At 72.4% G+C, this 24,511-nt stretch carries 25 protein-coding genes and 1 tRNA gene; 17 read left to right on the top strand and 9 right to left on the bottom strand.

What is annotated here, in order from left to right; all coding sequences use genetic code 11:
• Complete coding sequence (locus ACIQH8_RS13375) at positions 1–288, top strand: DUF3039 domain-containing protein (protein ID WP_400999393.1); 288 nt, start codon at positions 1–3, stop codon at positions 286–288.
• 12 nt (positions 289–300) lie between these two features.
• Here ACIQH8_RS13375 and ACIQH8_RS13370 read toward each other — a convergent pair whose 3' ends face one another.
• Positions 301–1,620: a nicotinate phosphoribosyltransferase gene (locus tag ACIQH8_RS13370; RefSeq protein WP_400999391.1), complete on the bottom strand. Its 1,320-nt coding sequence runs from the start codon at positions 1,618–1,620 to the stop codon at positions 301–303.
• Positions 1,621–1,643: 23 nt separating this feature from the next.
• The gene (locus ACIQH8_RS13365) at positions 1,644–2,576 is read right to left on the bottom strand and encodes an EamA family transporter (RefSeq protein ID WP_400999389.1); all 933 of its coding nucleotides are present in this window, start codon (positions 2,574–2,576) and stop codon (positions 1,644–1,646) included.
• A gap of 68 nt (positions 2,577–2,644) precedes the next feature.
• On the opposite strand from ACIQH8_RS13365, the gene ACIQH8_RS13360 reads away from it, so the two are divergent.
• The 11 genes from ACIQH8_RS13360 (at position 2,645) to ACIQH8_RS13310 (ending at position 12,105) form a co-directional block, all read left to right on the top strand.
• Complete coding sequence (locus ACIQH8_RS13360; protein WP_400999387.1) at positions 2,645–3,538, top strand: LysR family transcriptional regulator; 894 nt, start codon at positions 2,645–2,647, stop codon at positions 3,536–3,538.
• 16 nt (positions 3,539–3,554) lie between these two features.
• Entirely contained in the window at positions 3,555–4,409 is an 855-nt protein-coding gene (gene murI, locus ACIQH8_RS13355) for a glutamate racemase (RefSeq protein ID WP_400999385.1), read from the top strand.
• Complete coding sequence (gene rph, locus ACIQH8_RS13350; RefSeq protein ID WP_400999383.1) at positions 4,406–5,197, top strand: ribonuclease PH; 792 nt, start codon at positions 4,406–4,408, stop codon at positions 5,195–5,197. The genes murI and rph overlap by 4 nt, the downstream gene beginning before the upstream one ends.
• Positions 5,198–5,211: 14 nt before the next feature.
• Positions 5,212–5,832: a non-canonical purine NTP pyrophosphatase gene (locus ACIQH8_RS13345; protein ID WP_400999381.1), complete on the top strand. Its 621-nt coding sequence runs from the start codon at positions 5,212–5,214 to the stop codon at positions 5,830–5,832.
• Between the two features lie 172 nt (positions 5,833–6,004).
• Positions 6,005–6,919: an ABC transporter ATP-binding protein gene (locus tag ACIQH8_RS13340; RefSeq protein WP_400999839.1), complete on the top strand. Its 915-nt coding sequence runs from the start codon at positions 6,005–6,007 to the stop codon at positions 6,917–6,919.
• A 33-nt stretch (positions 6,920–6,952) separates the two neighbouring features.
• Positions 6,953–7,786, top strand: a complete 834-nt coding sequence (locus ACIQH8_RS13335) for a hypothetical protein (RefSeq protein WP_400999379.1) — start codon at positions 6,953–6,955, stop codon at positions 7,784–7,786.
• On the top strand, positions 7,786–9,048 hold the full coding sequence (locus ACIQH8_RS13330; protein ID WP_400999377.1) for a sensor histidine kinase: 1,263 nt from the start codon (positions 7,786–7,788) through the stop codon (positions 9,046–9,048). The genes ACIQH8_RS13335 and ACIQH8_RS13330 overlap by 1 nt, the downstream gene beginning before the upstream one ends.
• Positions 9,041–9,760 carry a response regulator gene (locus ACIQH8_RS13325; protein ID WP_400999837.1) on the top strand — a complete coding sequence of 240 codons (720 nt, stop codon included), beginning with the start codon at positions 9,041–9,043 and terminating at the stop codon, positions 9,758–9,760. Before ACIQH8_RS13330 ends, ACIQH8_RS13325 begins: the two co-directional genes overlap by 8 nt.
• Before the next feature lie 58 nt (positions 9,761–9,818).
• Positions 9,819–10,748, top strand: a complete 930-nt coding sequence (locus ACIQH8_RS13320) for a cation diffusion facilitator family transporter (protein ID WP_400999375.1) — start codon at positions 9,819–9,821, stop codon at positions 10,746–10,748.
• Positions 10,749–10,837: 89 nt separating this feature from the next.
• Positions 10,838–11,203 (top strand): PadR family transcriptional regulator, encoded by a 366-nt coding sequence (locus ACIQH8_RS13315; RefSeq protein WP_400999373.1) that lies wholly within the window; start codon positions 10,838–10,840, stop codon positions 11,201–11,203.
• The gene (locus tag ACIQH8_RS13310) at positions 11,203–12,105 is read left to right on the top strand and encodes a hypothetical protein (RefSeq protein WP_400999371.1); all 903 of its coding nucleotides are present in this window, start codon (positions 11,203–11,205) and stop codon (positions 12,103–12,105) included. Before ACIQH8_RS13315 ends, ACIQH8_RS13310 begins: the two co-directional genes overlap by 1 nt.
• A 10-nt stretch (positions 12,106–12,115) precedes the next feature.
• Here ACIQH8_RS13310 and ACIQH8_RS13305 read toward each other — a convergent pair whose 3' ends face one another.
• From ACIQH8_RS13305 to ACIQH8_RS13295, 3 genes are all read right to left on the bottom strand, one after another.
• Positions 12,116–12,364 (bottom strand): hypothetical protein, encoded by a 249-nt coding sequence (locus ACIQH8_RS13305; RefSeq protein WP_400999369.1) that lies wholly within the window; start codon positions 12,362–12,364, stop codon positions 12,116–12,118.
• Positions 12,365–12,512: 148 nt separating this feature from the next.
• Positions 12,513–13,109: a hypothetical protein gene (locus tag ACIQH8_RS13300; RefSeq protein WP_400999367.1), complete on the bottom strand. Its 597-nt coding sequence runs from the start codon at positions 13,107–13,109 to the stop codon at positions 12,513–12,515.
• A complete protein-coding gene (locus ACIQH8_RS13295; RefSeq protein WP_400999365.1) occupies positions 13,106–14,848 on the bottom strand; it encodes an FAD-binding oxidoreductase in 1,743 nt (580 codons plus the stop codon). Before ACIQH8_RS13295 ends, ACIQH8_RS13300 begins: the two co-directional genes overlap by 4 nt.
• 137 nt (positions 14,849–14,985) lie before the next feature.
• Here ACIQH8_RS13295 and ACIQH8_RS13290 point away from each other — a divergent pair, with 137 nt between their 5' ends.
• Positions 14,986–16,119, top strand: a complete 1,134-nt coding sequence (locus ACIQH8_RS13290) for a LuxR C-terminal-related transcriptional regulator (RefSeq protein WP_400999363.1) — start codon at positions 14,986–14,988, stop codon at positions 16,117–16,119.
• Between the two features lie 6 nt (positions 16,120–16,125).
• Here ACIQH8_RS13290 and ACIQH8_RS13285 read toward each other — a convergent pair whose 3' ends face one another.
• From ACIQH8_RS13285 to ACIQH8_RS13275, 3 genes are all read right to left on the bottom strand, one after another.
• On the bottom strand, positions 16,126–16,947 hold the full coding sequence (locus tag ACIQH8_RS13285; protein WP_400999361.1) for a DedA family protein: 822 nt from the start codon (positions 16,945–16,947) through the stop codon (positions 16,126–16,128).
• Positions 16,948–17,013: 66 nt separating this feature from the next.
• Positions 17,014–17,340, bottom strand: coding sequence for a DUF1653 domain-containing protein (locus ACIQH8_RS13280; protein WP_400999359.1), 327 nt, complete (start codon positions 17,338–17,340; stop codon positions 17,014–17,016).
• An 80-nt stretch (positions 17,341–17,420) separates the two neighbouring features.
• Positions 17,421–17,502: transfer RNA gene (locus ACIQH8_RS13275), tRNA-Leu, on the bottom strand.
• A 110-nt stretch (positions 17,503–17,612) separates the two neighbouring features.
• On the opposite strand from ACIQH8_RS13275, the gene zwf reads away from it, so the two are divergent.
• The gene (gene zwf / locus ACIQH8_RS13270) at positions 17,613–19,016 is read left to right on the top strand and encodes a glucose-6-phosphate dehydrogenase (protein WP_400999357.1); all 1,404 of its coding nucleotides are present in this window, start codon (positions 17,613–17,615) and stop codon (positions 19,014–19,016) included.
• Between the two features lie 66 nt (positions 19,017–19,082).
• On the opposite strand, the gene ACIQH8_RS13265 is transcribed toward zwf, so the two are convergent.
• Positions 19,083–19,775: a hypothetical protein gene (locus ACIQH8_RS13265; protein ID WP_400999355.1), complete on the bottom strand. Its 693-nt coding sequence runs from the start codon at positions 19,773–19,775 to the stop codon at positions 19,083–19,085.
• Positions 19,776–19,961: 186 nt separating this feature from the next.
• Between ACIQH8_RS13265 and ACIQH8_RS13260 the strand changes: the two genes are divergently transcribed.
• From ACIQH8_RS13260 to ACIQH8_RS13250, 3 genes are all read left to right on the top strand, one after another.
• On the top strand, positions 19,962–20,354 hold the full coding sequence (locus tag ACIQH8_RS13260) for a hypothetical protein (protein WP_400999353.1): 393 nt from the start codon (positions 19,962–19,964) through the stop codon (positions 20,352–20,354).
• Between the two features lie 171 nt (positions 20,355–20,525).
• The gene (locus ACIQH8_RS13255; protein ID WP_400999351.1) at positions 20,526–22,769 is read left to right on the top strand and encodes a PAS domain S-box protein; all 2,244 of its coding nucleotides are present in this window, start codon (positions 20,526–20,528) and stop codon (positions 22,767–22,769) included.
• 3 nt (positions 22,770–22,772) lie between these two features.
• Entirely contained in the window at positions 22,773–24,434 is a 1,662-nt protein-coding gene (locus ACIQH8_RS13250) for an FAD-dependent oxidoreductase (RefSeq protein WP_400999349.1), read from the top strand.
• Positions 24,435–24,511 lie beyond the last annotated feature (77 nt).

Here is a 24,511-nt window from a genome sequence, read left to right as displayed (position 1 = left end):
ATGATCCGACCCGTGCAGGCGAGCATCGCCGACCCCGACGCGCCCGGCGGCGGCACCTCGGTCCTCGACCGCGAACTCGAGAAGCTGCTCGAAGAGGAGCACATCGAGCCAGGCGACCACGAGCGGTTCTCGCACTACGTCAAGAAGGAGCAGATCCTCGAGTCGGCGATGACCGGCAAGCCGGTCCGAGCGCTCTGCGGCAAGAAGTGGACCCCGGGCCGCGACCCGGAGAAGTTCCCGGTCTGCCCCGCGTGCAAGGAGATCTACGAGCGGATGAAGAAGGGCTGACGCCCTCGTCGCTCACCGGTAGGTCGTGGGAATCACGGGCTCGCCACGGCCCAGGCGGAACGCCTCGATCGGCAGTTCCTGCATGACCTCGGCGCGATGCGCGCGTGCGGCCTCGACGCCCGCGTGTCCCGTGTACGCGGCATCCGCTCGCCCTTCGTGCATCAGCCGCACCATGAGCGGCCGCAGCTGGTCGTCGTCGGCGAACTCCTCCTCGCCGTCGGGACCGTCGCCGACGAACACGAGCTCCTCGCGTGCCGTGCGCGTCGAGTCGATGCGGCGGGCCGCGTTCTTGCGCCCGCCGACGCTCAGCTTCTTCGTCGACGACTTGGCCACGCTCACCCACTCGCCGTCGTCGCCGCGGCGCGCGACGAGCTTGTAGACCATGCCGGCCGCGGGGAACCCCGAGCCCGTCACGACCGACGTGCCGACGCCGTACGCGTCGACCGGGGCGCCCGAGAGGGCGGCGAGCGTGAACTCGTCGAGATCGCTCGTGACCGTGATGCGCGTGTTCACGGCGCCGAGCTCGTCGAGCTGCTCGCGCACCGCGGCGACCACGGTCGGGAGGTCGCCCGAGTCGATGCGCACGGCGCCGAGCCCGGTGCCGGCGACGCGGACCGCGGTCTCGACGCCGGTCGGGATGTCGTAGGTGTCGATGAGCAGCGTCGTGCCCGGCCCCATGGCCTCGACCTGCGCGCGGAAGGCGGACTCCTCGCTGTCGTGCAGCAGCGTGAACGCGTGCGCGGCGGTGCCCATGGTCGGGATGCCCCAGGTGCGGCCGGCTTCGAGGTTGCTCGTCGCGTCGAACCCCGCGATGTACGCCGCGCGGGCGGCGGCGACCGCCGAACCCTCGTTGGTGCGGCGCGAACCCATCTCGGCGATCGGGCGACCGAGCGCGACCGACACCATGCGAGCGGCGGCGCTCGCGACCGAGGAGTCGTAGTTCAGCACCGAGAGCACCAGGGTCTCGAGCATGACGGCCTCGGCGAAGGAGGCCTGAATCGTCACGAGCGGCGAGCCCGGGAAGTAGGCCTCGCCCTCGCGGTAGCCCCACACGTCGCCGCGGAAGCGGTAGTCGGCGAGCCAGTCGAGGGTCTCGTCGCGCACCACGCGCTGCTCGCGGAGGAACTCGAGCTCGGCGTCCTCGAAGCGGAAGCGCTCGATGAGCTCGAGCAGGCGCCCGGTGCCCGCGACGATGCCGTACCGGCGCCCGTCGGGCAGGCGCCGTGCGAACGCCTCGAAGAGGCTCTCGCGGTGGGCGGTGCCGTCGAGCAGGGCGGCATCCACCATGGTGAGCTCGTAGCGGTCGGTGAACAGCGCAGCAGACCCGGTCACCCGGCCAGCCTAGTGCGAGGGGGTCAGGATGCCGCGGCAGCGGCGCGCGGCGGGGCCTCCGGCCGACGGGCTCCGGCACCGGCACGTGCACGGGCGCGTGCGCGGGTGCGGGAGCGGAACCCGACGGCGAGCACGTTCGCGGCGGTGACGAGCGCGAGCCCGACGAGCTGCCAGGCGGCGAGCGCCTCGCCGAGGACGACGAGTCCGGCGAGCGCGGCGGCCGTGGGGTGCACGCTCTGCAGGACGGCGAACCGCTGGCGTGGCATCCGTCGGAGCACCATGAGGTCGATCGAGTACGGGATCGCGGACGACAACAGCCCCGCGATCGCGCCGACGCCGAGCACCAGCGCGATCGCGCCGGGCTCGAGGCCGAGGAGCACCACCACGAGGAGCGGCGCCGTGAGGATCGCCGCGACCGTGGTCGCGACCGCGGTGGCCTGCACGCCGGGCAGCGACCGGCCCGCGCGCTGGCTCAGGAGGATGTAGGCCGCCCAGGCGGCCGCGGCGGCGAGGGCGAACGCGATGCCGAACGGATCGATGCCGGGCACCGTGCCCGTGAGGAGCACGACGCCCGCGGCGGCGAGCACGGCGGCGACGAGGTCGATGCGGCGGCGGGATCCGAGGATCGCGAGGGCGAGCGGACCGAGGAACTCGATCGTGACCGCCGGGCCGAGGCCGATGCGTTCGACCGCGGCGTACAGGGCGAGGTTCATGACGACGAGCACGCCGCCGAGGAGCATCGCCGGTCGCAGCACGGACCACGTGAGGTCGCGACGGCGCGGGCGCGCGACGGCGAGCAGCGCGACGGCCGCCACCGCCTGGCGGAGGGCGACGACCCCGGCCGGGCCGACCAGGGGGAAGATCGTCGCGCCGATCGCCGCGCCGACCTGCACGGATGCCGCGCCCCCGACGACCGCGGCCGCGCCGCCGATCCCGTCCCCGTTCATCCGAGTCATGCCGCTCACGCTACGTCGGCATTGACGCGTTGGGAAATGCAATCGGAGACCATTGATACGCTACGTGCATGGAACTGGAGCTGCGCCACCTCCGCGTCCTCATCGCCGTCGACGACGAGCGGTCGTTCACCGCCGCCGCAGACCGCCTCGGGATGTCGCAGGCCGCCGTCTCCAGGTCGCTCGCCGCCCTCGAGCGCGCGGTCGGTGCCACCCTGATGCACCGGACGACCCGGCGCGTCGAGCCGACCGAGCCGGGCACCATGCTCGCCGGCGTCGCGCGGCGCGTCACGGCGGAGCTCGACCGCGCCGTGGCATCCGTACGCGGCGACCGCGCCGTGATCCGGATCGGGTACGCGTGGGCGGCGCTCGGCGCGCACACGACGGCGGTCCTCAGGGAGTGGAACCACGGGCACCCGGCGAGCCCGATCCGGCTCGTGCGGATCAACTCGCGCGACGCCGGCCTCCTCGACGGGCACGTCGACCTCGCCGTCGTGCGGCACCCCGTCCTGCCGCCCGAGCTGGAGTCGGAGGTCGTCGGGCGCGAGCGGCGGGTCGCCGCGCTCCCGATCGACCATCCGCTCGCCGACCGCGAGAGCGTCGCGCTGGCCGACCTCACACCGTGGGAGGTCGCGGTCGACCGGCGCTCGGGCACGACGACGACCGAGCTCTGGGAATCGAGGGGCATCGCGGCGCCGCCGCTCACGTGGAGCGGCGACGTCGAGGAGTGGCTCGACCTCATCGCCGCCGGCGACGCGATCGGCGTCACCTCGGAGGCGACCGCGCACCACCTTCCGCGCCCCGGCGTCGTGTTCGTGCCGATCGGCGACGCGCCGCCGCTGGAGGTGCGCCTAGCGTGGCACCGGAACCACCGGCATCCGGCGTCTGGCCGCATCGCACGCGCCGTGCGCGCGGCGTACGCGGCGGGCACGACTCCGGGCGAGGGCGACGCCGGGCGCGCCTGATCTAGGCTGGTGCCTCGTGAGTGATGCACCGATCGGGATCTTCGACTCGGGGGTCGGCGGCCTCACCGTCGCCCGCGCGGTGCGCGACCAGCTCCCGAACGAGTCGATCCTCTACGTCGGCGACCTCGAGCACTCGCCCTACGGGCCGAAGCCGATCGCCGACGTGCGCCGCTACGCGCTCGCCGTGCTCGACGACCTCGTCGCGCAGGGCGTGAAGATGCTCGTGATCGCGTGCAACACCGCGTCGTCGGCCATGCTCCGCGACGCGCGCGAGCGCTACGACGTGCCGGTCGTCGAGGTCATCCAACCTGCGGTGCGGCGCGCCGTCGCGACGACCCGCACCGGGCGCGTCGGCGTGATCGGCACCGCCGGGACCGTGCAGTCGCGCGCGTACGACGACGCGTTCGCCGCCGCGCCGCACCTCGAGCTGTCGTCGGCCGCGTGCCCCCGGTTCGTCGAGTTCGTCGAGTCGGGCGTCACGACCGGGCCCGAGGTGCTCGCGGTCGCCGAGGAGTACCTCGCGCCGCTCCGCGCCGCGGGCGTCGACACGCTCGTGCTCGGCTGCACGCACTACCCGTTCCTGAAGGGCGCCATCTCCTACGTCATGGGGGAGGGCGTGAGCCTCGTCTCGAGCGACGTCGAGACCGCGAACGACGTGTACCGCGTGCTCGTCTCCCAGGGCCTCGAGCGCCGCTCGCCCGAACCCCCCGTGCACCGCTTCGAGGCGACGGGCGGCTCGAGCGCCGCCTTCCTCGACCTCGCGCACCGCCTCATCGGCCCCGAGATCTCGCAGGTCGAACTCGTGCAGACCGGCGTGCTCACGCTTCCGGCCGCGGCAGCGGCATCCGTCACCGACAGGAGAACCCAGTGACCGAGACCCCCGACCTCGTGCGCGCCGACGGCCGCACTCCCGACGCGCTCCGCGACGTCGTCATCGAGCGCGGCTGGAGCGCGCACGCCGAGGGCAGCGCGCTCATCTCGTTCGGGAATACCAAGGTGCTCTGCACCGCGAGCTTCACCAACGGCGTGCCGCGCTGGATGACCGGCAAGGGCAAGGGCTGGGTCACCGCGGAGTACGCGATGCTGCCGCGTTCCACGAACACGCGCAACGACCGCGAGTCGGTCAAGGGCCGCATCGGCGGTCGCACGCACGAGATCAGCCGGCTCATCGGGCGGAGCCTGCGCGCCGTCGTCGACATGAAGTCGCTCGGCGAGAACACCATCCAGATCGACTGCGACGTGCTGCAGGCCGACGGCGGCACGCGCACCGCGGCGATCACGGGCGCGTACGTCGCGCTCGCCGACGCCATCGAGTGGGCACGCGGCCGGAAGTTCATCGCGCAGAAGGCGACGCCGCTCATCGACACCGTCTCGGCCGTGTCGGTCGGCATCATCGACGGCACGCCCATGCTCGACCTGGCCTACGTCGAGGACGTACGTGCCGAGACCGACATGAACGTCGTCGCCACCGGCCGCGGCCTCTTCGTCGAGGTGCAGGGCACCGCCGAGGGCGCGCCGTTCGACCGGCGCGAGCTCGACCAGCTGCTCGACCTCGCGCTCGCGGGCACGGCCGAGCTCGCCTCGATCCAGCGGGCCGCGCTCGAGTCGCAGCCCGGCGGGGCGGCCGCGGGTGAGGCCGGCGCGGGCGCCGCGGGCTGATCGAGGGCCGTCGGATGTCGCAGCCGCTCGAGGTGGTCCTCGCCACGCACAACGCGCACAAGGTCGCCGAGTTCCAGCACATCCTCGGCGAGGCCCTGCCCGGCCTGACCGTGCTCCCGTACGACGGGCCCGAGCCCGTCGAGGACGGCACGTCGTTCGACCAGAACGCCTTCATCAAGGCGCGCGCCGCGGCATCCCACACCGGCCGCATCGCACTCGCCGACGACTCCGGCATCGCGGTCGACGTCATGGGCGGCTCGCCCGGCATCTTCTCGGCGCGCTGGGCTGGCCCCGGCCGCGGCGCCGAGGCGAACCTCGAGCTGCTGCTCGCGCAGCTCGGCGACATCCGCCACCCGCACCGTGCGGCGCACTTCCACTGCACCATCGCCCTAGTGGTGCCGGATGCCGCGGGCGGCGAGCCGCACGAGTTCGCCGCCGTCGGCACGTGGCCCGGGCGCATCGCGACCGAGCGCGCGGGCGTGAACGGGTTCGGGTACGACCCGATCTTCCTGCCCGACGGCTTCGACGTGTCGGCCGCCGAGCTCGCGCCCGAGGTGAAGAACGCGCACAGCCACCGGGCGCGGGCGTTCCGTGCGCTGCTGCCCGAGCTGGAGCGCGTCGCGCGGTTCGGCTGATCGCCGCCGACTGATCCGGTGCCGCGGGACTCGTCCTACGGTACGAGTGGCTCCGCCGAGGACGGCACCGCGGGCCGACGACGACCGAGTGGGACCGACCTACCTTCGACGCATGAACTCCGGACCGGGGCATCCGGCCGGAGCACTCGAATCGAAGGAGTGGCCGGTCATCATGATCGAAGCAACCCACCTCACCAAGCGCTTCGGCGCGACGGTCGCCGTCGACGATCTCTCGTTCACGGTGCGGCCCGGTGTCGTCACCGGATTCCTCGGCCCGAACGGCGCCGGCAAGTCGACGACGATGCGCGCCATCGCGGGCCTCGTACGCCCGACCTCGGGTTCGACCCGGGTGAACGGGAAGGCCATCGCCGAGCACGTCGCGCCCATCACCGAGCTCGGCACGCTCCTCGGGCCCGACCACGCCCATCCCGGGCGAACCGCGCGCGCCCACCTGCTCGCGCTGGCCGCGACCCACGGCCTCGGCCGAGCTCGCGTCGACGAGGTCCTCCGCCTCACCGGCATCGAGGCCGTCGCCGGTCGGCGCGTCGGGACGTTCTCGCTCGGCATGCACCAGCGTCTCGGGCTCGCCGCCGCGCTGCTCGGTGATCCACGGACGCTCATGCTGGACGAACCCATCAACGGGCTCGATCCCGACGGCATCGTCTGGGTCCGAACCTTCCTGCGCAGCCTCGCCGCAGAGGGCCGCACCGTGTTCGTCTCATCGCACCTCATGAGCGAGATGGCGCAGACCGCCGATCACCTCATCGTCATCGGACGCGGGCGGCTCCTCGCCGACGCACCGATGGCCGACGTGCTCTCCCGCGTGGGCGCCGACCGGGTCCTCGTGAAGGCCCCGGAGGCAAACCGGCTCGCCCCGGCGCTCGTCGCGCCGGGTGTCGCGGTCACGACGGTGGCGGCAGACGAACTCGAGGTCACGGGAATCGACGCCGCGACGATCGCAGCGATCGCCAGGGACCACGACGTGCTGCTGCACGAACTGGTCACCCACACCGCCTCGCTCGAGGAGGCGTACCTCTCGCTCACCGACTCCGCGCTCGAGTACGCGGCCGCCGCACCCGCGGCCTGAGCAAACCCCCACGTCATCGAAGGATCAATCGTCATGTCCACCTCATCCGCCGCACCCCCTGCTCGCGCGCCACGCCTCGCCTTCCGGCACCTCGTCCGCGCCGAGTGGATCAAGGCCGCAACCGTCCGCTCGACGTACTGGACGGCGGCCGCCGCCGTCGCCGCCGTCCTGCTGTTCGCTGCCGGCATCCTGTTCATCGTCACGCTGGCGCCCGCTTCGGAGGTGCCCGACCCCACCGCCGTGCTCGCCGACAACTACGGCGCGGTGCCGAGCCTCGGCGTGCTAGGCCTCGCGTTCATGTTCGCCTACTCCTTCGTCGCGCTCCTCGGCGTGCTGCTCGTCGGGCCGGAACGGTCGACCGGCCTGCTCGCCGCGACGTTGTCCGCCGCGCCGCGGCGAACGCCGGTGTTCGCGGCGAAACTGCTCGTCGCCGCCGTGATCGGCGCGGCGGTCGGACTCGTCGGGGCGGTCGCCTCGTTCTTCCTCGCACAATCGCAGCTCGCGTCGTTCGGACTGGGTTCGACGATCCTCGACCTCGACGTCCTGCAGGTGCTCGCGGGCGGCACGGTGTTCGTCGCACTCATCGCGATGCTCTCGACCGCGATCGGGTCGCTGTTCCGCAGCACGGCGGCGGGTGCCGGCACGGTGCTCGGAGTGCTGATGCTCGCCCCGGCGCTCCTCCCGATCGTGCCCGGCATCGGCGCGGAACTCGCCGCCTGGCTGCCCAGCACCGCCGGTATGATGCTGTTCCAATCCGCGGCCCAGTCCGGCTGGCAGCCGATCGTCACGGGCGGACTCGTCCTCCTCGCGTGGACCGTCGGCTCGGTGGCACTGGGCGGAGCGCGGTTCGCGAGACGAGACGTGTGATGGCCGAACGGGCACGCACCATCGGCCGGGCGGGCAGCCCGGCCGATGGTGGCACCGTGCCCGCGGGCGGCCCGCTCAGACGGGTCTTCGCGTCGCAGCCGTGGCTGGTCGACGCCGCGGTCTCGCTCGTGTTCACGACGATCGTCGTGGTCACGCTGATCTCCGACGTCATGACCGAGGGGACCGAGGTCACGGCGTGGCAGGTCGTGACCATCGCGGGCACCGCGGTCGCCCTGTTGTTCCGCCGCCGCGCTCCGATCACCGTGCTCGTCGCGGTGACGCTCCTCACTACCGTGCTCGGATTCTCGGCGGAGTCCAACCTGGTGCTCGCGGTGCCGATCGCGCTGTACGCCGTGGCCGCATTCCGCTCGCCCACCGCCGGATGGCTCGCCGGGGCGGCCGCGTTCGCCGCGACCGGCGCGAGCCTCTTCCTCTGGCTGCCCGTGCTCGAGGCCAGGCTCGGGGCGCCGGGCGCCTTCGACATCCCGCTGGTCCTGCTCACGATCGCGATGGCCGATGTGGTCGGCGTCCTGCTCGGGGCGAACACGTGGCAACGGGCGGAACGCGTCCGCGTCCTCACCGAGCGCGCCGAGCAGCTCGCGCGCGACCGAGACAACCTCGCGCGCATCGCGACGCTCGACGAGCGGAGTCGGATCGCGAGGGAGATGCACGACATCGTCGCGCACAGCCTGTCGGTGATCGTCGCCCTCGCCGACGGCGCGGCCGCCGCGCTCGATCGCGACCCGGATTCGGCGCGGCGTGCGATCGATCGGCTCGCCGACACCGGTCGCGAGGCCCAGCGCGACATGAGGCAGGTGCTCTCCGTGCTCGGTGAGGTCACCGACGGACCGGCCGCGCTCGAACCGGCGCCCGGACGGGACGCGCTCGCGGACCTCGTGTCGGGCTTCCGCGAGGCGGGGCTGCCCCTGCGATTCACCGTCCGCGGGACTGCCGACGCCGACCCGCAGCGCGATCTCGCGGTGTACCGGATCGTCCAGGAGGCGCTGACCAACGCCCTGCGCTACGCGCCCGACGCCGAGCGGGTCGACGTCGTCGTGGACTCCGACGAGTCCGCGACCGTCGTGACGGTCGCGGACGACGGTCGCGGGGCGCCCGCTGCGGTCGGCACCGGACGCGGTCTCATCGGCATGGCGGAGCGCGCCTCGGTGTTCGGCGGTTCGGTCGAGGCCGGCCCGCTGCCTTCGGGCGGGTGGCGCGTGCGGGCGGTGCTCCCGACGGAACGGGGCGGCGATGATGGATGAGGGGCGGGTGACGCTCAGGGTCCTCCTCGTCGACGACCAGCCCCTCATCAGGGTGGGCTTCCGGATGGTGCTCGAGAACGAACCCGGGTTCGAGGTCGTCGGAGAGGCCGACGACGGTGCCGAGGCCGTCGAACTCGCGGAGGCCCTCGTCCCGGACGTCGTCGTGATGGACGTCCGCATGCCGAGGATGGACGGGATCGCCGCCACCGAGCGGATCACCCGGCGCCTGCCCGAGGTCCACGTGCTGATCCTCACGACGTTCGACCTCGACGAGTACGCGTTCTCCGGGTTGCGTGCGGGGGCGAGCGGCTTCCTGCTGAAGAACGCGCGTCCTGCCGAACTGGTGCACGCGATCCGCACCGTGGCCGCGGGCGACGCGATCGTCGAGCCGCGCGTCACCCGTCGCATGCTGGACCTCTTCGCGGCGAAGCTGCCCGGGGGCGCGGCGGCCGCCCCGCCCGCGCCGCCCTCGCCTGCGGAGCGCGCCGAACGCGACCCGCGCCTCGAGGTGCTCACCGAGCGCGAGCTCGAGGTGTTCGCCGCGATCGCCCGCGGCCTCAGCAACGCCGAGATCTCGGCTGCGCTGTACCTGTCGGAGTCGACCGTGAAGACGCATGTCGGACACGTCCTGATGAAGCTCGGCGTGCGCGACCGCGTGCACGCCGTGATGCTCGGGTACGAGACCGGCATCGTGGCACCGGGCCGCGGGTGAGAACGGGTCTCGTTCCCATCAACGGCGGGCCGCGCCATCCGTGCCTACGCTTGAGGGGATGGGACACTCGCACGACCACGCCGCCGACGCGCACGTCGCCGGCCGACGCCGCCTCGGGATCGCGATCGCGATCATCGCGGCGTTCGTCGTCGTGCAGGTCGTCGGCGGCCTGCTGACCGGCTCGCTCGCACTGCTCGCCGATGCGGGCCACATGACGAGCGACCTGCTCGGCCTCGTCGTCGCGCTCGGCGCGGCGATCGTCGCCGCGCGGCCCGCGAACGACCGGCAGACCTACGGCTTCCGGCGCTTCGAGGTGTTCGGGGCGCTGTTCAACGGCGTGCTGCTCGTCGTCGTCGCGGTCGCGGTGGCCGCGAGCGCGATCGGCCGGCTCGCCTCGGGTGCGTCGGGCGAGGCGCACGAGGTCGCGGGCGGCCCGATGCTCGTCATCGCGATCGTCGGGCTCCTGGCGAACATCGCGGCGCTCCTCGTGCTGCGCGGCGGCGCGTCGCAGTCGATCAACCTGCGCGGCGCCTACCTCGAGGTGCTCGGCGACACGGTCGGCTCGGTGCTCGTGATCGCCGCGGCGATCGTGATCCTCGTCACGGGGTGGGACGCCGCCGATCCCATCGCGTCGCTCCTCATCGCCGGGCTCATCGTGCCGCGCGCGCTCGTGCTGCTGCGCGACGTCATGCGGGTGCTCAGCCAGTCCGTTCCGGCCGAGACGGATGTCGCGGAGATCCGCGACCACATCCTCGGCACCGACGGCGTGGTCGCCGTGCACGACGTGCACGTGTGGGCGATCACGACCGGCGCGCACATCTTCAGCGCGCACGTCGAGGTCGAACCGGCGGTGTTCGCCGAGGGCCGCGTCGGGGCCCTGCTCGACGAGCTGGGCGGATGCCTCGACGAGCACTTCGACGTCGAGCACTCGACCTTCCAGCTCGAGCCGTCGGGTCGCGGCCGCCGCGAGTCGACGACGCACGCCTGAATCCCTGATCGCATCCTTGACGCTCGCCGGCGTCGGATGTATCGTGACGCGATATACCGCACTCCGATACATACGACGAGCGAGGGACGATGAGCACCGAGAGCCAGCCGAAGGACCTGCTCCCGCTGACGGAGCCGGTGTTCCACATCCTGCTCTCGCTGGCCGATGAGGAACGGCACGGGTACGGCATCATGCGCGAGGTGCGCGAGCGCACCGAGGGATCGATCGTGCTCGCGCCCGGAACGCTCTACGGGGCGATCAAGCGGCTTCGCACGCTCGGGCTCATCGAGGAGGCGGCCACGCGGGTCGACCCCGAGCTCGACGACGAACGACGCAAGTACTACCGCATCACCGGCTTCGGCGAGCGCGTCGCGGCGGCGGAGGCCGCGCGCGTCGCGGCGCTCGCCCGCCAGGCGGCCCTCAAGCGACTGCTCACCGGGTGGGGTGAGGTCTGATGTCCTCGCCCGGCATCGAGGGGCGCCTGTTCGGTGCCGCGATGCTGATGCTGCCGGGAGAGTTCCGCTCCGAGTACGGGGAGGAGATCCGGGTGCTCGCCCGCGACACCGTGCGTGAGGCGCAGTCGCAGGGCGCCGGGTCGGCGCGGTCGGCGCGGACGCGGATCGTCGTCGACCTGCTGCTGGCGGCGATGCGGGAACACGCACGGAAGGAGTCCGTCATGCACTTCAACCTCGCCGGCCTCGGCGCCGGCATCGCGATCGCGATCGGCCTGCCCATGATGGTGGCGAGCTACTCGAGCTACGGATTCTGGGGCCTCGTCCGCGAGACCGGTGCCGTGGTCGGATTCGACTCGAGCGACGTCGCCGTGCACCCGACGATCGTCCTCGTCGGAGCCGTGCTGACCGCGATCGGGCTCCTCGCGCTCGTGCATCGGCTCGCCACCGCCTCTCCGGCGACCTCGTCGACGTTGCGCATCGCCGCCGTGCTCGGCAGTGCGATGGTCGGCCTCGGGGGCGCCGCCATGTTCGCGTACGCCCTGCCGACGGTCTCGGCGTGGCGGGGTGCGTTCGACCTCGTCGGCGGACTCCTCCTCGGTCCGGGCTTCCTCGTGATCCTCGCCGTGCTCATCGCGGCGGGCGTCATCGCCCTTCGGACGCGCGCACTCGGCGTGCTCAGCTTCGCGCCGCTCGCGGTCGCGGGCAGCCTGGTGCTGCTCATGGTCGTGGCACTGCTCGGATTCGCCACCGGCATGCCGATGGAGGCCTTCGTCCGCGGTCCCGCGATGGTCGTCTCCGTGTGGCTCGTCCCGGCGACGTCGGTCCTGCTCGGCGCGGCGCTCGCGCTCACGCCGATCCCGTCCGGCGCTCGGGTGCGGCGGAGCGAACCCCGCCCCGCGTGATCGGTCCCGATCAGGTGGTGCGGCGCGAGCGGCGCGCGGCCATGACCGCGCAGAGTGCGCCGATCGCCAGGAACACGGTGCCGAGCAATGCCCCGGTCACGCTCGGTCCGTCGTGGTCGATGAACAGGAACGCCGGTTCGGCGGCACCGGCCCCCCGCTGCATCCAGTAGCCGATCGACTGCACCCACGACAGGGCGCCGACCGCGAAGGCGGCGACGGCGCCGACGATCCACCACGTGCGTCGGTTGCGTTCGTTCATCTCGACCACCTCCACTGCGGCGGATGCCGCGTATCGGGTCTGGTCGAAGTGTATGTCGCTCAGCGTTATATCGCAATGCGATATAGAGACGGATGCCGCGAACCGGCCGCCCTCGAACGAGGACGACCGGCGTGCGGCATCCGCCTGCTCAGCAGGACAGCGACGGGTTGAACGGCGCGTACAGGCCGCTCGGGTTGTGCTTGCCCGTCCAGACGTGGAGGTCGTAGTGCACCGGCATCTCCGGGTCGTGGCCGGGCATCGGGCCGTCGAACGTGACGGTTCCGAACACGGGCGTCGGCTGGCCGACATCCGGCTCGAAGAACTCGACGCCCCAGAGCTCGAGCTCGCCCGAGGCCGACGGGCCGTACATCAGCACCGGCGGCCGCGTCGGGTCGACCGGTGCGCCCGGCGCGATGAGCGCGGGGTTCACGAAGTGGATGCCCATGGCGCCGTCGGGGCTGCTCGAGCACTCGTGCGTGTCGACGTAGCCCTCGGCGAGGGCGACCTCGACGTCGTGGAAGCGCGCCGTGGCGGCGCGGACCTGCGCGACGAGTGCGGCCTGGCTCGCGTGGTCGGGCCGGGGCAGTTCGCCGGCGGGTGCGGCCTGTGCAGGCAGGGCCGGGATGGCGACGGCGAGTGCGACGAGCGCGCCGGCGGCCGTGAGGCGACGGATGGACATGGTGGTGATCTCCTTCGGTTCGGTGGTGCCGGTGGTGGCGGTGTGGCCGGTGGTGGTGGGGGTCATCGGCGGTCGCCGATCGGGTGGGCGGCGGCGAAGACGCCGTCGGAGTCGACGGTGCGACGCACCTCGACGAGTCGTGCCCAGGCATCGGCGTCGAACCCGGTCGCGACGTCGACACCTCGGTCGGCGAAGTTGAGGAACAGGCTGCCGTTCGCCCAGGGAGCGAGGGCGGCGACGACCGAGCTCGTGACCGATTCGCCGATCGCCGCCATCTCGGGCGTCGGGGCGGGCGAGAGGGCGAACAGCGCATACGCGCCGTCGAGGCGTGCGAGAGCGCCGTGGCCTGGCCGGGCGAGCGCACCGCCAAGGTGGCGCAGCTCGGCGCAGATGAGCGGGATCTCCACGCCGGCGCCGGCGACCGCGACGAGGGCGTCGATCGCGGCGTCGGGCAGGTCGCCCAGCATCGCGTGGTCGCTCACGGAGGGGACCGGCCCCGGCGGGTCCATGTGCACGTCGACGAGGCCCGCGGCGGGCATTCGCCCGAACGTGTCGACCTCGGGTGCGAGGGCGCGGAGGGGCGCGAGGAGCTCCGCCGCCCGGTCGTCGTCCTCGAGGATCGCGCCGTCGATCACGACGAGGCTGCGACCGCTGAGGAACGGCGGCATCGCCGGGTCGGGCGGGAATCGCAGGAAGCGCAGCGACGTCGTCACGGATTCCGGCAGGTCGGCCGTCCACCGCGCCCACGCGCGGGCCACCTCGGATCCCTTCGACAGGTCCCAGAGCAGCATGCCGGCGACGACGTCGGGCACGGGGATGAGGTCGATCTCCACGGCGACGACGACGCCGAAGTTGCCGCCCCCGCCTCCGCGCAGGGCCCAGAACAGGTCGGGGCGATCGTGCTCGCTCGCGCGGACGACTGTGCCGTCGGCCGTCACGAGCTCGACGGCGCGCACGTGCGAGGATGCGAGTCCGTGTGCCCGGCCGTAGAACGACAGGCCGCCGCCGAGCACGTAGCCCGCCACGGCGACGTCGCCGGCGCTGCCGTGCAGCGCGGCGAGGCCGTGCGGGGCCGCCGCCGCGACGACGTCGCGCCACAGCGTGCCGCCGAGCACCCGGGCGGTGCGGGCGGCGGGGTCGATGCTCACGCCGGTCAGCTCGTGCAGGCGGACGAGCACGACGTCGTCGAGCGAGCCGGCGGCGAGCGCCGCGGCGCCGTGGCCGGTGCTCTGCGGTGCGACGCGGAGTCCGAGCTCGGTCGCCGAGGCGACCACGCGGGCGACCTCGTCGACCGTGCGCGGCACGGCGACGGCCGCTGGGCGCTGGACGACGGCGAGGTTCCATGGGACGGTCGCCGCCTCGAAGCCGGGGTCGCCGGGCAGGTGCACGGTTCCGGCGTCGCGGAGCGTCGAGGTGTCGGTGAGTGAGGGGTTCATGTCGGTCCTTCGGTTCATGGGACGGTTGGTGGTCGGTTCTCGGGTCGGCGTGGTGACCGCCACGTCCGCGGCGAGGCGGACGAGCATTCCCGGCACCTCGTGGCGAGCGGCGGAGACCCAGGCGACGACCGGCGCGGCCCTGCCCGTGCCGAACCGCTCGAGCACGAGCTCGACCAGTTCCGACGCGGACCCCGGTTCGGTCGCGTGGATGCGCACCTGCGTCACCGCCCCGAGCTCCAGGCCGCGCTCGACGAGCGCCGCCTCGAGCCGGACGAGCGAGAGGCACAGCTGCGCGGTCGCGTCGTCGGCGTGCAGGAGCTCGCCGCGGTCGTCGACGGACCCGGTCTCGATGGTCGTGGTGGTGGTCACGACGGACATCGTGCGCGGCCGGCGACGGTCAGCGGTATCCCGATCGGCCGGGGAATCGGCGACCCCAGCGCGCGGGGCCTTGCGACTCCCAGCGATCTGGGATACCGGTCGGGCCCGTCGAGGCGCATACTGAACGCGTGATTCCCCAGCTGACCGGGGCCCGCGTGCGGGGCGACCTCGACGTGCTCGCGCGCGCCGGGCTCGATCTCGACGATTTCATCGGCGAGGCGACCGACTCGGTCCGTCGCGCCGTGCCCTGGGTCGGCGCGTGCGTCGGCACCCACGATCCGGCCACCATGATGCTCACGAGTGCGCGGAAGTACGGCGCGCTGACGGCGCACAACGAGCACGACCGGCTCTTCGGGATCATCGAGTACGGCTCCGAGGAGCCCACGTCGTTCCGATCGCTCGCGGGCAGCGACCAGAAGGCGATCGGCATGCGCGCGACCGAGTCGGCCGAGATCGATCGATCAGAGCGGATGGCGCGGCTCATGCGACCGCACTACGGCTTCGCCGACGAGGCCCGCCTGCTGTTCCGCGACGGCACCGCCGTCTGGGGATGCCTCGCGATCTTCCGCGGCAGCGACGATCCGGCGTTCACCGCCGACGAGGTCGAGTTCCTCGGTTCGCTGTCCGAGTCGTTCGCTCGGGGCGTCCGCTCGGGCATCCTCACCCGCCTCGCGCACGATGCGATCCCGCTCGGCGAGACCGGTGGACCCGCCGTCGTCATCGTCGACGCGAACGACGGCATCGCGCAGATCAGCGTCGGCGCCGAGGAGCGGCTCGAGCAGCTGCGCGGGAACGCGCACGGCGGGGACCCGCTGAGCCTCGTGACCTCGCTCGTCGGCGCCGCGCGACGCACGCTCGGCTCACCCGAGACGCCGCCCGCCCGCGCGCGGGTCCGCACCGGCTCCGGCGTCTGGCTGCTGCTGCACGCGTCGCCGCTGCGCGGCGCCGCCGGCGCGACCGGCGACGTGGTCGTCACCATCGAGGAGGCGCGTCCCCCCGAGATCGTCTCGCTGGTGGTCGCCGCGTTCGGCCTCACCCAGCGTGAGCGCGATGTCACGCGCCTCGTGCTTCAAGGCGTGGAGACCAAGGAGATCGCCTCCACGCTCCACGTCTCGGCCTACACCGTGCAGGACCACCTGAAGTCGGTGTTCGACAAGGCGGGCGTCCGCAGCCGGCGCGAACTCATCTCGCGGGTGTACTTCGACCAGTACGTGCCGCGCATGGGCGAGACCGTGGGCGCGACGGGGTGGTTCGCGGGCTGATTCGGCTCAGCGTCCGTCGTGCGGCGGTCGGTCGTCGCCGTGGTGGCCGTCGCCGTGGTGCGGGTGGTCGCCGTCGAGGTGCGGCGGGCGATCGAACACGTCGGGGTCGAGCACGAGTTCCTGGGCCTCCTCCTCGTCGGTGATGACGTCTTCGCCGGCGGCCGCGGCCTTCTTCGCCTTGCGACGCTCGCTGAAGTAGTGCCAGGCCGTGACGAGCGCCGTGCCTCCGACCGCGACGAGGAGGATCAGGTCGATGTACTCGCGCACGAGGTAGGCGACCGGCGGGATGAAGCTGACCGCGTAGCCGAACATCGTCAGGCCGAAGCCCCAGAGCACCGCGCCGATGAAGTTGTACAGCGTGTAGCGGCCGCGGTTCATGTGGCCGACGCCCGCGGCGACCGGTGCGAACGTGCGCACGATGGGCACGAAGCGGGCGAGGATGATCGTGAGGCCGCCGAACCGCTCGAAGAACGCGTTCGTGCGTTCGACGTTCTTGACGCTGAAGAGCCCGCTCTCCTTGCGTTCGAACACCTTCGGGCCGCCGCGATGGCCGATCTCGTAGCCGACCTCGCCGCCGACGAACGCGGAGACGCCGATGAGCAGGGCGACGAGCCAGACCGAGACCCCGAACACGCCGGCCGGTGGGACCAGTTCGGGATTCGACAGCAGGCCCGAGATGACGAGCAGCGTGTCGCCGGGCAGCAGGAACCCGACGAGCAGGCCGGTCTCGGCGAACACGATGAAGCAGACCACGAGTAGCGCCCACGGCCCGGCGCCCTGGATGATCGTCTCCGGGTCGAGCCAGGGGATGAGCGCGGTGTGGATCACGGCGTGGTGCTCCTGTCGTCGGACGCGGCGACCGCCGGCCTCGGTCGGCTGGGGTGTTCGTGCAGTCTACCGAGCGGATGCCTCACGGCGATCGGGCAGCCCCCGAATCCGCCGTGAGGCCGGCACGTCCGCCGGCGGCCCGGCCGCGGCATCCGCACCCGACGACTCGACGCGACGGAAGCGGGGCACGAGCCCGCCGTCCACCTCGACGTGCTCCGCGAACATGTCGGCGGGCCGCACCCAGACGCCGTGGTCGCCGTAGAGCTGACGGTAGACGACGAGCCACTCCTCGGTCTCGCTGTGGCGGGCGAGGGTGAGGACCTCGTATCGGTGACCCTTGTAGTGCTCGTAGGTGCCGGGTGGGATGGCGGGCGGCTCGGCGGTCTCGGACACGGGGTCATCGTAGCCGCGCGGGCGAGGTCGTCCGGGGGAGGGCCGACCGCCCGAGTCGAGTCGAGTCGAGTCGAGTCGAGTGCGGAAGGAGGGACTTGAACCCTCACGCCCGAAGGCACAGGAACCTAAATCCTGCGTGTCTGCCGATTTCACCACTCCCGCGAGTGCCCGTTCAGTCTAGGCGGCGGCGAGCAGCCGGCCCGGCACGAGGGACCGGCCGCACGAGGCATCCGCCCTTGTCGCCGTCGGTGCGCTCGGCCAGACTGCCGCCCATGGGGGCAACGGATGACACGACCGCTCGCCGCGACGTCCTGGTGATCTTCGGCATCACCGGCGACCTCGCCCGCGTGATGACGTTCCGATCGCTGTACCGGCTCGAGAAGCGGGAACTGCTGTACTGCCCGATCATCGGGGTCGCGTTCGAGGACTGGACGAAGGACCGGCTCGCCGAGCGCGCCCGCGAGAGCATCTCGGCGACCGGCGAGGAGATCGACGAGTCGGTGTTCGGGCGCCTCATGGACCGGATGTCGTACGTGCACGGCGACTTCGGAACGCCCGAGACGTACGACGGCGTGAAGGAGGCGATGGGCGGGGCGCGGCATCCGCTGTTCTACCTCGAGGTGCCGCCGAACCTGTTCGCGACCGTCGTCAAGGGGGTCGCTGCGGCCGACCTCGCCGCGAACGCCCGGTTCGTGATCGAGAAGCCGTTCGGACACGACCTCGCGTCGGCGAGGGCCCTCGCCGACGAGCTGCACGCGGTCGTCGACGAATCGCAGCTGCTGCGTGTCGACCACTACCTCGGCAAGGTCGGGCTCGAGGAGATCCCGTTCCTGCGCTTCGCGAACACGCTGCTCGCGCCGACCTGGAACCGCGACCACATCGACCACGTGCAGATCTCGATGACCGAGGCGTTCGGCGTCGACGACCGCGGACACTTCTACGATCCGGTCGGAGCACTCCGCGACGTCGTCGTCAACCATCTGCTGCAGGTCGTGGTCGCGGTCGCGATGGAGGCGCCCGAGCCCGGCGACCGCGCCTCGATCGGTCGACGACGCACCGAACTGCTGCGCCAGGTCGTGCCGGCCGATCCGGCGCGCTACGTCCGCGGCCAGTACCGCGGTTACCGCGACGTCGACGGGGTGGCCGCCGACTCGACGACCGAGACGTTCGCCGCGCTCGAGCTCCGGATCGAGAATCCGCGGTGGTCGGGCGTGCCGTTCCTCATCCGCACCGGCAAGAAGCTCCGCACGACCCAGACCGAGGTGCGCATCGTCTTCCGCGACGCCCCGTCGCTCGGGTTCGGCCTGCGCGGCGACCATCCGCCGTCGAACGAGCTCGTCGTGCGACTCGGTCCGACCTTCGGGGTCCGGGTGGCGCTCGCCGCCCAGCGCGTGGATGCCGCGGCGCCCGAGCTCGCGGAGCTCGACGTCGGATTCGCGGCGAAGCCGGGGGAGGCGCCGACACCGTACGAGGTGCTCTTCGAGGCGGCGCTCGCCGGCGGCGGAATGCGATTCGCCAGCCAGGGGACGATCGACGCGGAGTGGGCGGTCGTCGAGCCGCTGCTCGAGGCACCGCCCGAGGTGCACGAGTACGAGCCCGGTACATGGGGTCCTGCGGCCGCCGACGCGCTCATGGCCGGGCGGGGCGGATGGCGCGAGCCCTGGACCGAGGGCTGAGACACGCCGGACGTCCCGGCGCCCGGACGTCCGGGACCGGGCCGCAGCTCCGGCCGCCCGCGCCGATCAGCCGCCCGCGCCGTCGCCGCGACCCGCGAACCGCTGGACGAGCTGCGCCTTGCGCCGGATGGCCTGCTCGTCGGTGGGCAGGTCCCAGATGACGACCTGGTCGTCGGGCCCGACGGTCTCCGTGCCCATCGAGGTCACGATCTCGATCTCGTCGTGCACCACGCCGAAGAGATCGGCACCCGTGCGAGCGCCCCAGCGCACGATCGTCCCGAGCGGTTCGCCGTCGGGCCGGGCGAGCACGTGGCCGACGTGCTGCGGCCCGAGGCTCCTCGCCGAGAGACGACGGAGCGGCCGAGGCTCGCCGCCCGTCGGATTCGGCCAGCACACCCTGCACGACCGCACGCCCGAGAGGTCGCGCGCGGCCTGCCTGGTGATCAGGGTCGGCATCGGGAGGCGGTAGGCCGGGTTCGACGCGAGGCGGCGCCGATGCGCCTCGGTCCACTTGGCCGTGCGGTCCAGGTGCGATTCGATCGAGGCGCACTCCAGCCGGTGCAGCATGTGCTCGCGCGAGGAGGCGCCGTGCGTCACGGCGAACTCCGCGCCGGAGGCGAAACCGCGCCGGAGCTCGGCGACCTCCTCCGCGACGATGCGGTCGACGAGGTCATCGATGGCCTCGGGGCGGTACGCGACGTCGTCGGGGAGCGACGCGTCGTCGGCCTCGGGAATGCGTGCAGGTTCGGGTCCGGTCATTCGCGTTCGCTCCGTTTCTCGGCGCCCCCCGCGGCCGTGTCTCGTGGCCGAATGTAGCCAGACGGCCCGCTCGGGAGTGCGGCGACGCGCTGGCGTGTCGGACCGGTGGCACCCGAATGCGGGGTCCGACGGGCGTGGCGGATGTCCCGTCGGCGCTTGTGCGCGTCATCCGACGCGCATCGGGTCGTGGCATCCGCCCCACCGCCCGTGCATGCGGTTGACTGGGCGCATGGCGGATCGACGGCGTGGACGACGGGCGGGCTCGACGTGAGCGGGGGAGCCGGCGGTGTCGGACCCGGTCGCGGCATCCCGGGCGACACGGAGCCGACCAGGCGGCCCTCGCTCGCGGCGATCATCGGCATCGCGCTCGCCGTGTTCGCGTTCCTGCTGCCCTCGTGGTGGGCCCTGCCCGTCGCCGCGATCGCCATCGTCCTCGGCGTGGTCGGGCGTCGGCAGTTCCGTGCCGACCCGGTCGCGGGGCCGGGATGGCTGTCGCTCACGGCGATCATCCTCGGCGCGTTCGTGCTCCTCGGCCAGATCGCGATCCTCGTCACGGCGCTCGCGACGACGCCGGCCTGAGCGGCCGCGGCCGACCGGATCGGTGTCGGATGTCCGAAGGAGCCGCCGACGCATGGACACGCGGACACGCGGACACGTGGCACCCGAACGCGGGGCGTGCCCGCCGTCGTCGCATCGATAGCCTGTCGGCAGGCGCCCCGGCAGACGCGACCGGACTCGTGAGGGGGAGCGATGATGCAGCGTGGAACGATCTTGCTGGTCTCCGACGATGCGGCGATCCTGCATGAACTGCCCGCGCTCCTCGACGCCGCCGGCTACGCCGTCCGCACCCTGGCCGGCAACGACGAGACGCTCCCGCAGACCGTGAGGCAGCGGCCAGACCTCGTGCTCCTCGACGTCGGCCTCGACGGGATCGGTGCATTCGCGCTCGCCGCGGAGCTCCACGCCGGTCGCGACACCCGGCTCACGCCGCTCGCGTACGTCGCGCACGCGGACGACGTCGCCGCCCGGGTGCGGGGAGTCGCGGAGGGCGACGACCTGCTCTCCACGCCGTTCGACCCCGACGACGTGCTCGAGCGGGTCGAACGCCTCGTCGCGGTCTCGAGGACCCGGTCGGCGCTCCGCGGTTCCGAGGCGGCGTTCCGAGACGTGATGCGGCCATGGCCCGACCCGGTCATCACCGCGGACGCGCGCGGCATCATCCGGACGTGGAACCCCGCCGCCACGGCCCTGCTCGGATTCACGGAGGACGCGGCGGTCGGCCAGCCCGTCGGAACGGTCGTCCCGCTCGAGTTCCGCGACGCGCTCCGCGAGAGCGTCGAACGCGTCCGCCACGCCGACGAGGCGCACGTGATCGGCCAGAGCGTCGAACTGCCGGTGCGCCGACGCGACGGCAGCGAATTCATCGCGAACCTGTCGCTCGCGACCTGGGTGCTCGACGGCCACCGCTACTACACGGGGATCGTGCACGAGGCCGAAGCGGCGGCGCCCGACCTCGAGACCTTCCCGTCGGTCACGGAGGCGGCGATCGACGCGATCGTGTCGGCCGACCGGACCGGACGGATCGTGGCCTGGAACTCCGCCGCGACGCGCATCCTGGGCTACGCCGAGGACGAGGCGCTCGGGCAGCTGCTCGACCTGATCATCCCTCCCGAGCACCTCCAGGCGCACCACGCCGGCATGCGACGCTACGCCGAGACCGGGGAGGCCCGCGTGATCGGGCGGACCGTCGAGCTCACGGCGCAGACCAAGGGCGGCGGCCGGATCCCCATCGAGCTCTCGCTGTCGACGTGGACCGCGAACGGGGATCGGTACTACACGGGCATCATCCGCGACATCGCCGAGCGCAGGGCGGCCGAGGAGGCGCTGCGCCGGAACGAGCGCGACCTGCGCGCCCGATCCGGCGAACTCCGCGAGAAGAACGCGGCGCTCGAACGCACGATCGATCAGCTGAGCCGCATGCAGGACCAGCTCATCCTGCAGGAGAAGATGGCGTCGCTGGGGCGCCTCAGCGCCGGCATGGCGCACGAGCTCAACAATCCGGCATCCGCCGCCCAACGCGGTTCGAGCCAAGCCATGGCTGCGTTCGCGAAGCTGCAGGTGACGCAGTTGGACCTGGGCCGCCTCGGCCTCTACGGCACGAGGCTCGAACGACTGCGCGAACTCGACCGCCTCGCCGCCGACCGCGCCGACGCACCCGCCGAACTCGGTGCACTCGAGCGCAGCGACCGCGAGGGCGAGATCGAATCATGGCTCGATCGGCAGGGAGTGCCCGACGGCGGCGAGCTCGCGCCATCCCTTGTCAGCCTCGGCTTCACGGTCGACGACCTCGAACGGCTCGGCGACGTGTTCCCCGACGAGGAGCGGCGGGTCATCGTCGAATGGCTCGGCCACAAGTTCCTCGTCTACGCGCTGCTCGCAGAGGTGGCCGTCGGCACGACCCGGATGGTGGAGCTCGTGAAGGCGCTGAAGACCTACACCTACATGGACCAGGCGCCGGTACAGGACGTCGACGTGCGACTCGGCCTCGACAACACCCTGGTCATGCTGCACAACAAGCTGAAGCGAGGCGTGGATGTCGTGAAGGAGTACGACCACGACCTCCCCACGATCCAGGCGCATGCCAGCGAGCTGAACCAGGTGTGGACCAACCTGCTCGACAACGCGATCGACGCGATGCACGGCGAGGGCACGCTCGTCGTCCGTGCGCGGCACGACGGCGACTGGGTCGTCGTCGACATCGAGAACGACGGTCCCGACATCCCGCCCGAGACGCTCTCGAAGGTCTTCGACCCGTTCTTCACGACCAAGCCACCCGGCGAGGGCACCGGCCTCGGCCTGCCGATCTCCCGCAACATCGTGGTCAAGAAGCACCACGGGGAGCTCACGGTCGCCTCGCGCGCCGGCCGAACGCGGTTCACCGCGCGGCTCCCCGTCGGCGTCGCGCCGACGGACGACGACGAGGACGGGGAGTGAGCGATGGCGAAGCCGATCATCATGACGGTCGACGACGAGCCGCAGGTGCTCGGCGCGATCGCGCGCGACCTGCAGGCCCGCTACCGCGACGACTACCGCATCGTGCGATCGGGCTCGGGTCAGGATGCGCTCGATGCCGTCCGGGCCTTCAAGCGCCGCGGCGACGCCATCGCGCTCTTCCTCGTCGACCAGCGGATGCCGGGAATGACGGGCACCGAGTTCCTGACCGAGGCGCTCGTGCTGTACCCGGACGCCAAGCGCGTGCTGCTCACCGCCTACGCCGACACCAGCGCGGCGATCACGAGCATCAACGCGCTCGACCTCGACTACTACCTGCTGAAGCCGTGGGACCCGCCGGAGGAGCGGCTCTACCCGGTGATCGACGATCTCCTCGACGACTGGCACGCCAACACGCCGCCGACCTACGAGGGCGTGCGCGTCGCGGGCACACTGTGGTCGCCGACCACGCACGCCGTGAAGGACTTCCTCGCGCGCAGCCAGATCCCGTACCAGTGGCTCGACCTCGAGAAGAACGAGGGTGCCCGGGCGCTCGTCGAGGCGTCGTCGACCGGGCTCACGAAGCTGCCCGTCGTCTTCCTGCCCGACGGCACGACGCTGTTCTGCCCCGACCTGCACGAGCTCGCCGAACGCATCGGACTGCGCGCCCCCGCGCAGCAGCCGTTCTACGACCTCGTGGTGGTCGGCGCCGGGCCGGCCGGCCTCGCCGCCGCGGTGTACGGCGCGTCCGAGGGGCTCCGCACCGCGGTCGTCGAACGCGATGTGCCCGGGGGCCAGGCGGGCACGAGCTCGCGCATCGAGAACTACCTCGGGTTCCCGCACGGCATCGGGGGCGCCGACCTCGCGCGTCGCGCCGTGACCCAGGCGCGGCGGCTCGGCGCCGAGATCATCTCCCCGCAGACCGTGACGGCGATCCGCGTGGAGGACTCGTACAAGATCGTCACGCTCGACGACGGCACCGAGCTCCGCTCGCGTGCGCTCGTGCTCGCGACCGGCGTCGAGACCCGAACGCTCGGGGTGCCCGGCGAGGAGCGGCTGCTCGGGGCATCCGTCTACTACGGCGCCGCCGCGTCGGAGGCGGCCGAGTACAGCGGACGCCGCGTGGTGGTCGTCGGCGCCGCGAACTCCGCCGGGCAGGGCGCGATGTTCCTCTCGCGGTACGCCGCCGAGGTCACGATCCTGGTTCGCGGTGAGGGACTCGAATCGTCGATGTCGCGGTACCTCATCGACCAGATCGAGGCGACGCCGAACATCACGGTGCTCCCGCACCGGAGGGTGGTGGCGCTCACGGGCGAAGAACGGCTGGAATCGATCACGGTCGCCGACGCGAGCTCGGGCGGCGAGACCGAGCTGCCGGCCGACGCGATGTTCGTCTTCATCGGAGCGGTGCCCGGCACCGACCTCGTCCGGGGCCTCATCGAGCTCGACGACCACGGCTTCGTGCTCACAGGCACCGACCTGCTGGTCGACGGGCGGAGGCCACGCGGGTGGACGCCGAAGCGCGACCCGTTCCCGCAGGAGGCGAGCGTGCCGGGCATCTTCGCCGCCGGCGACGTGCGGCACGACGTGATGCGCCGCGTCGCGTCGGCGGTCGGGCAGGGGGCGGTGGCGGTGAGCCTCGTGCACAAGTACCTCGAGACGGTGTGAGGCGGCGCGCTCTGCGCGCACCAACTGCCGAGTTCGCAGGATGACGCGGCGCAGACAGTCGCACCGGGGGTCATGAC

The organism is Agromyces sp. GXQ0307, assembly GCF_044769845.1.
In the GTDB taxonomy this organism is placed as follows: Bacteria; Actinomycetota; Actinomycetes; order Actinomycetales; family Microbacteriaceae; genus Agromyces.
Note: the sequence above shows the minus strand (reverse complement) of the source record. Positions and strands in the feature narration are given on the sequence as shown.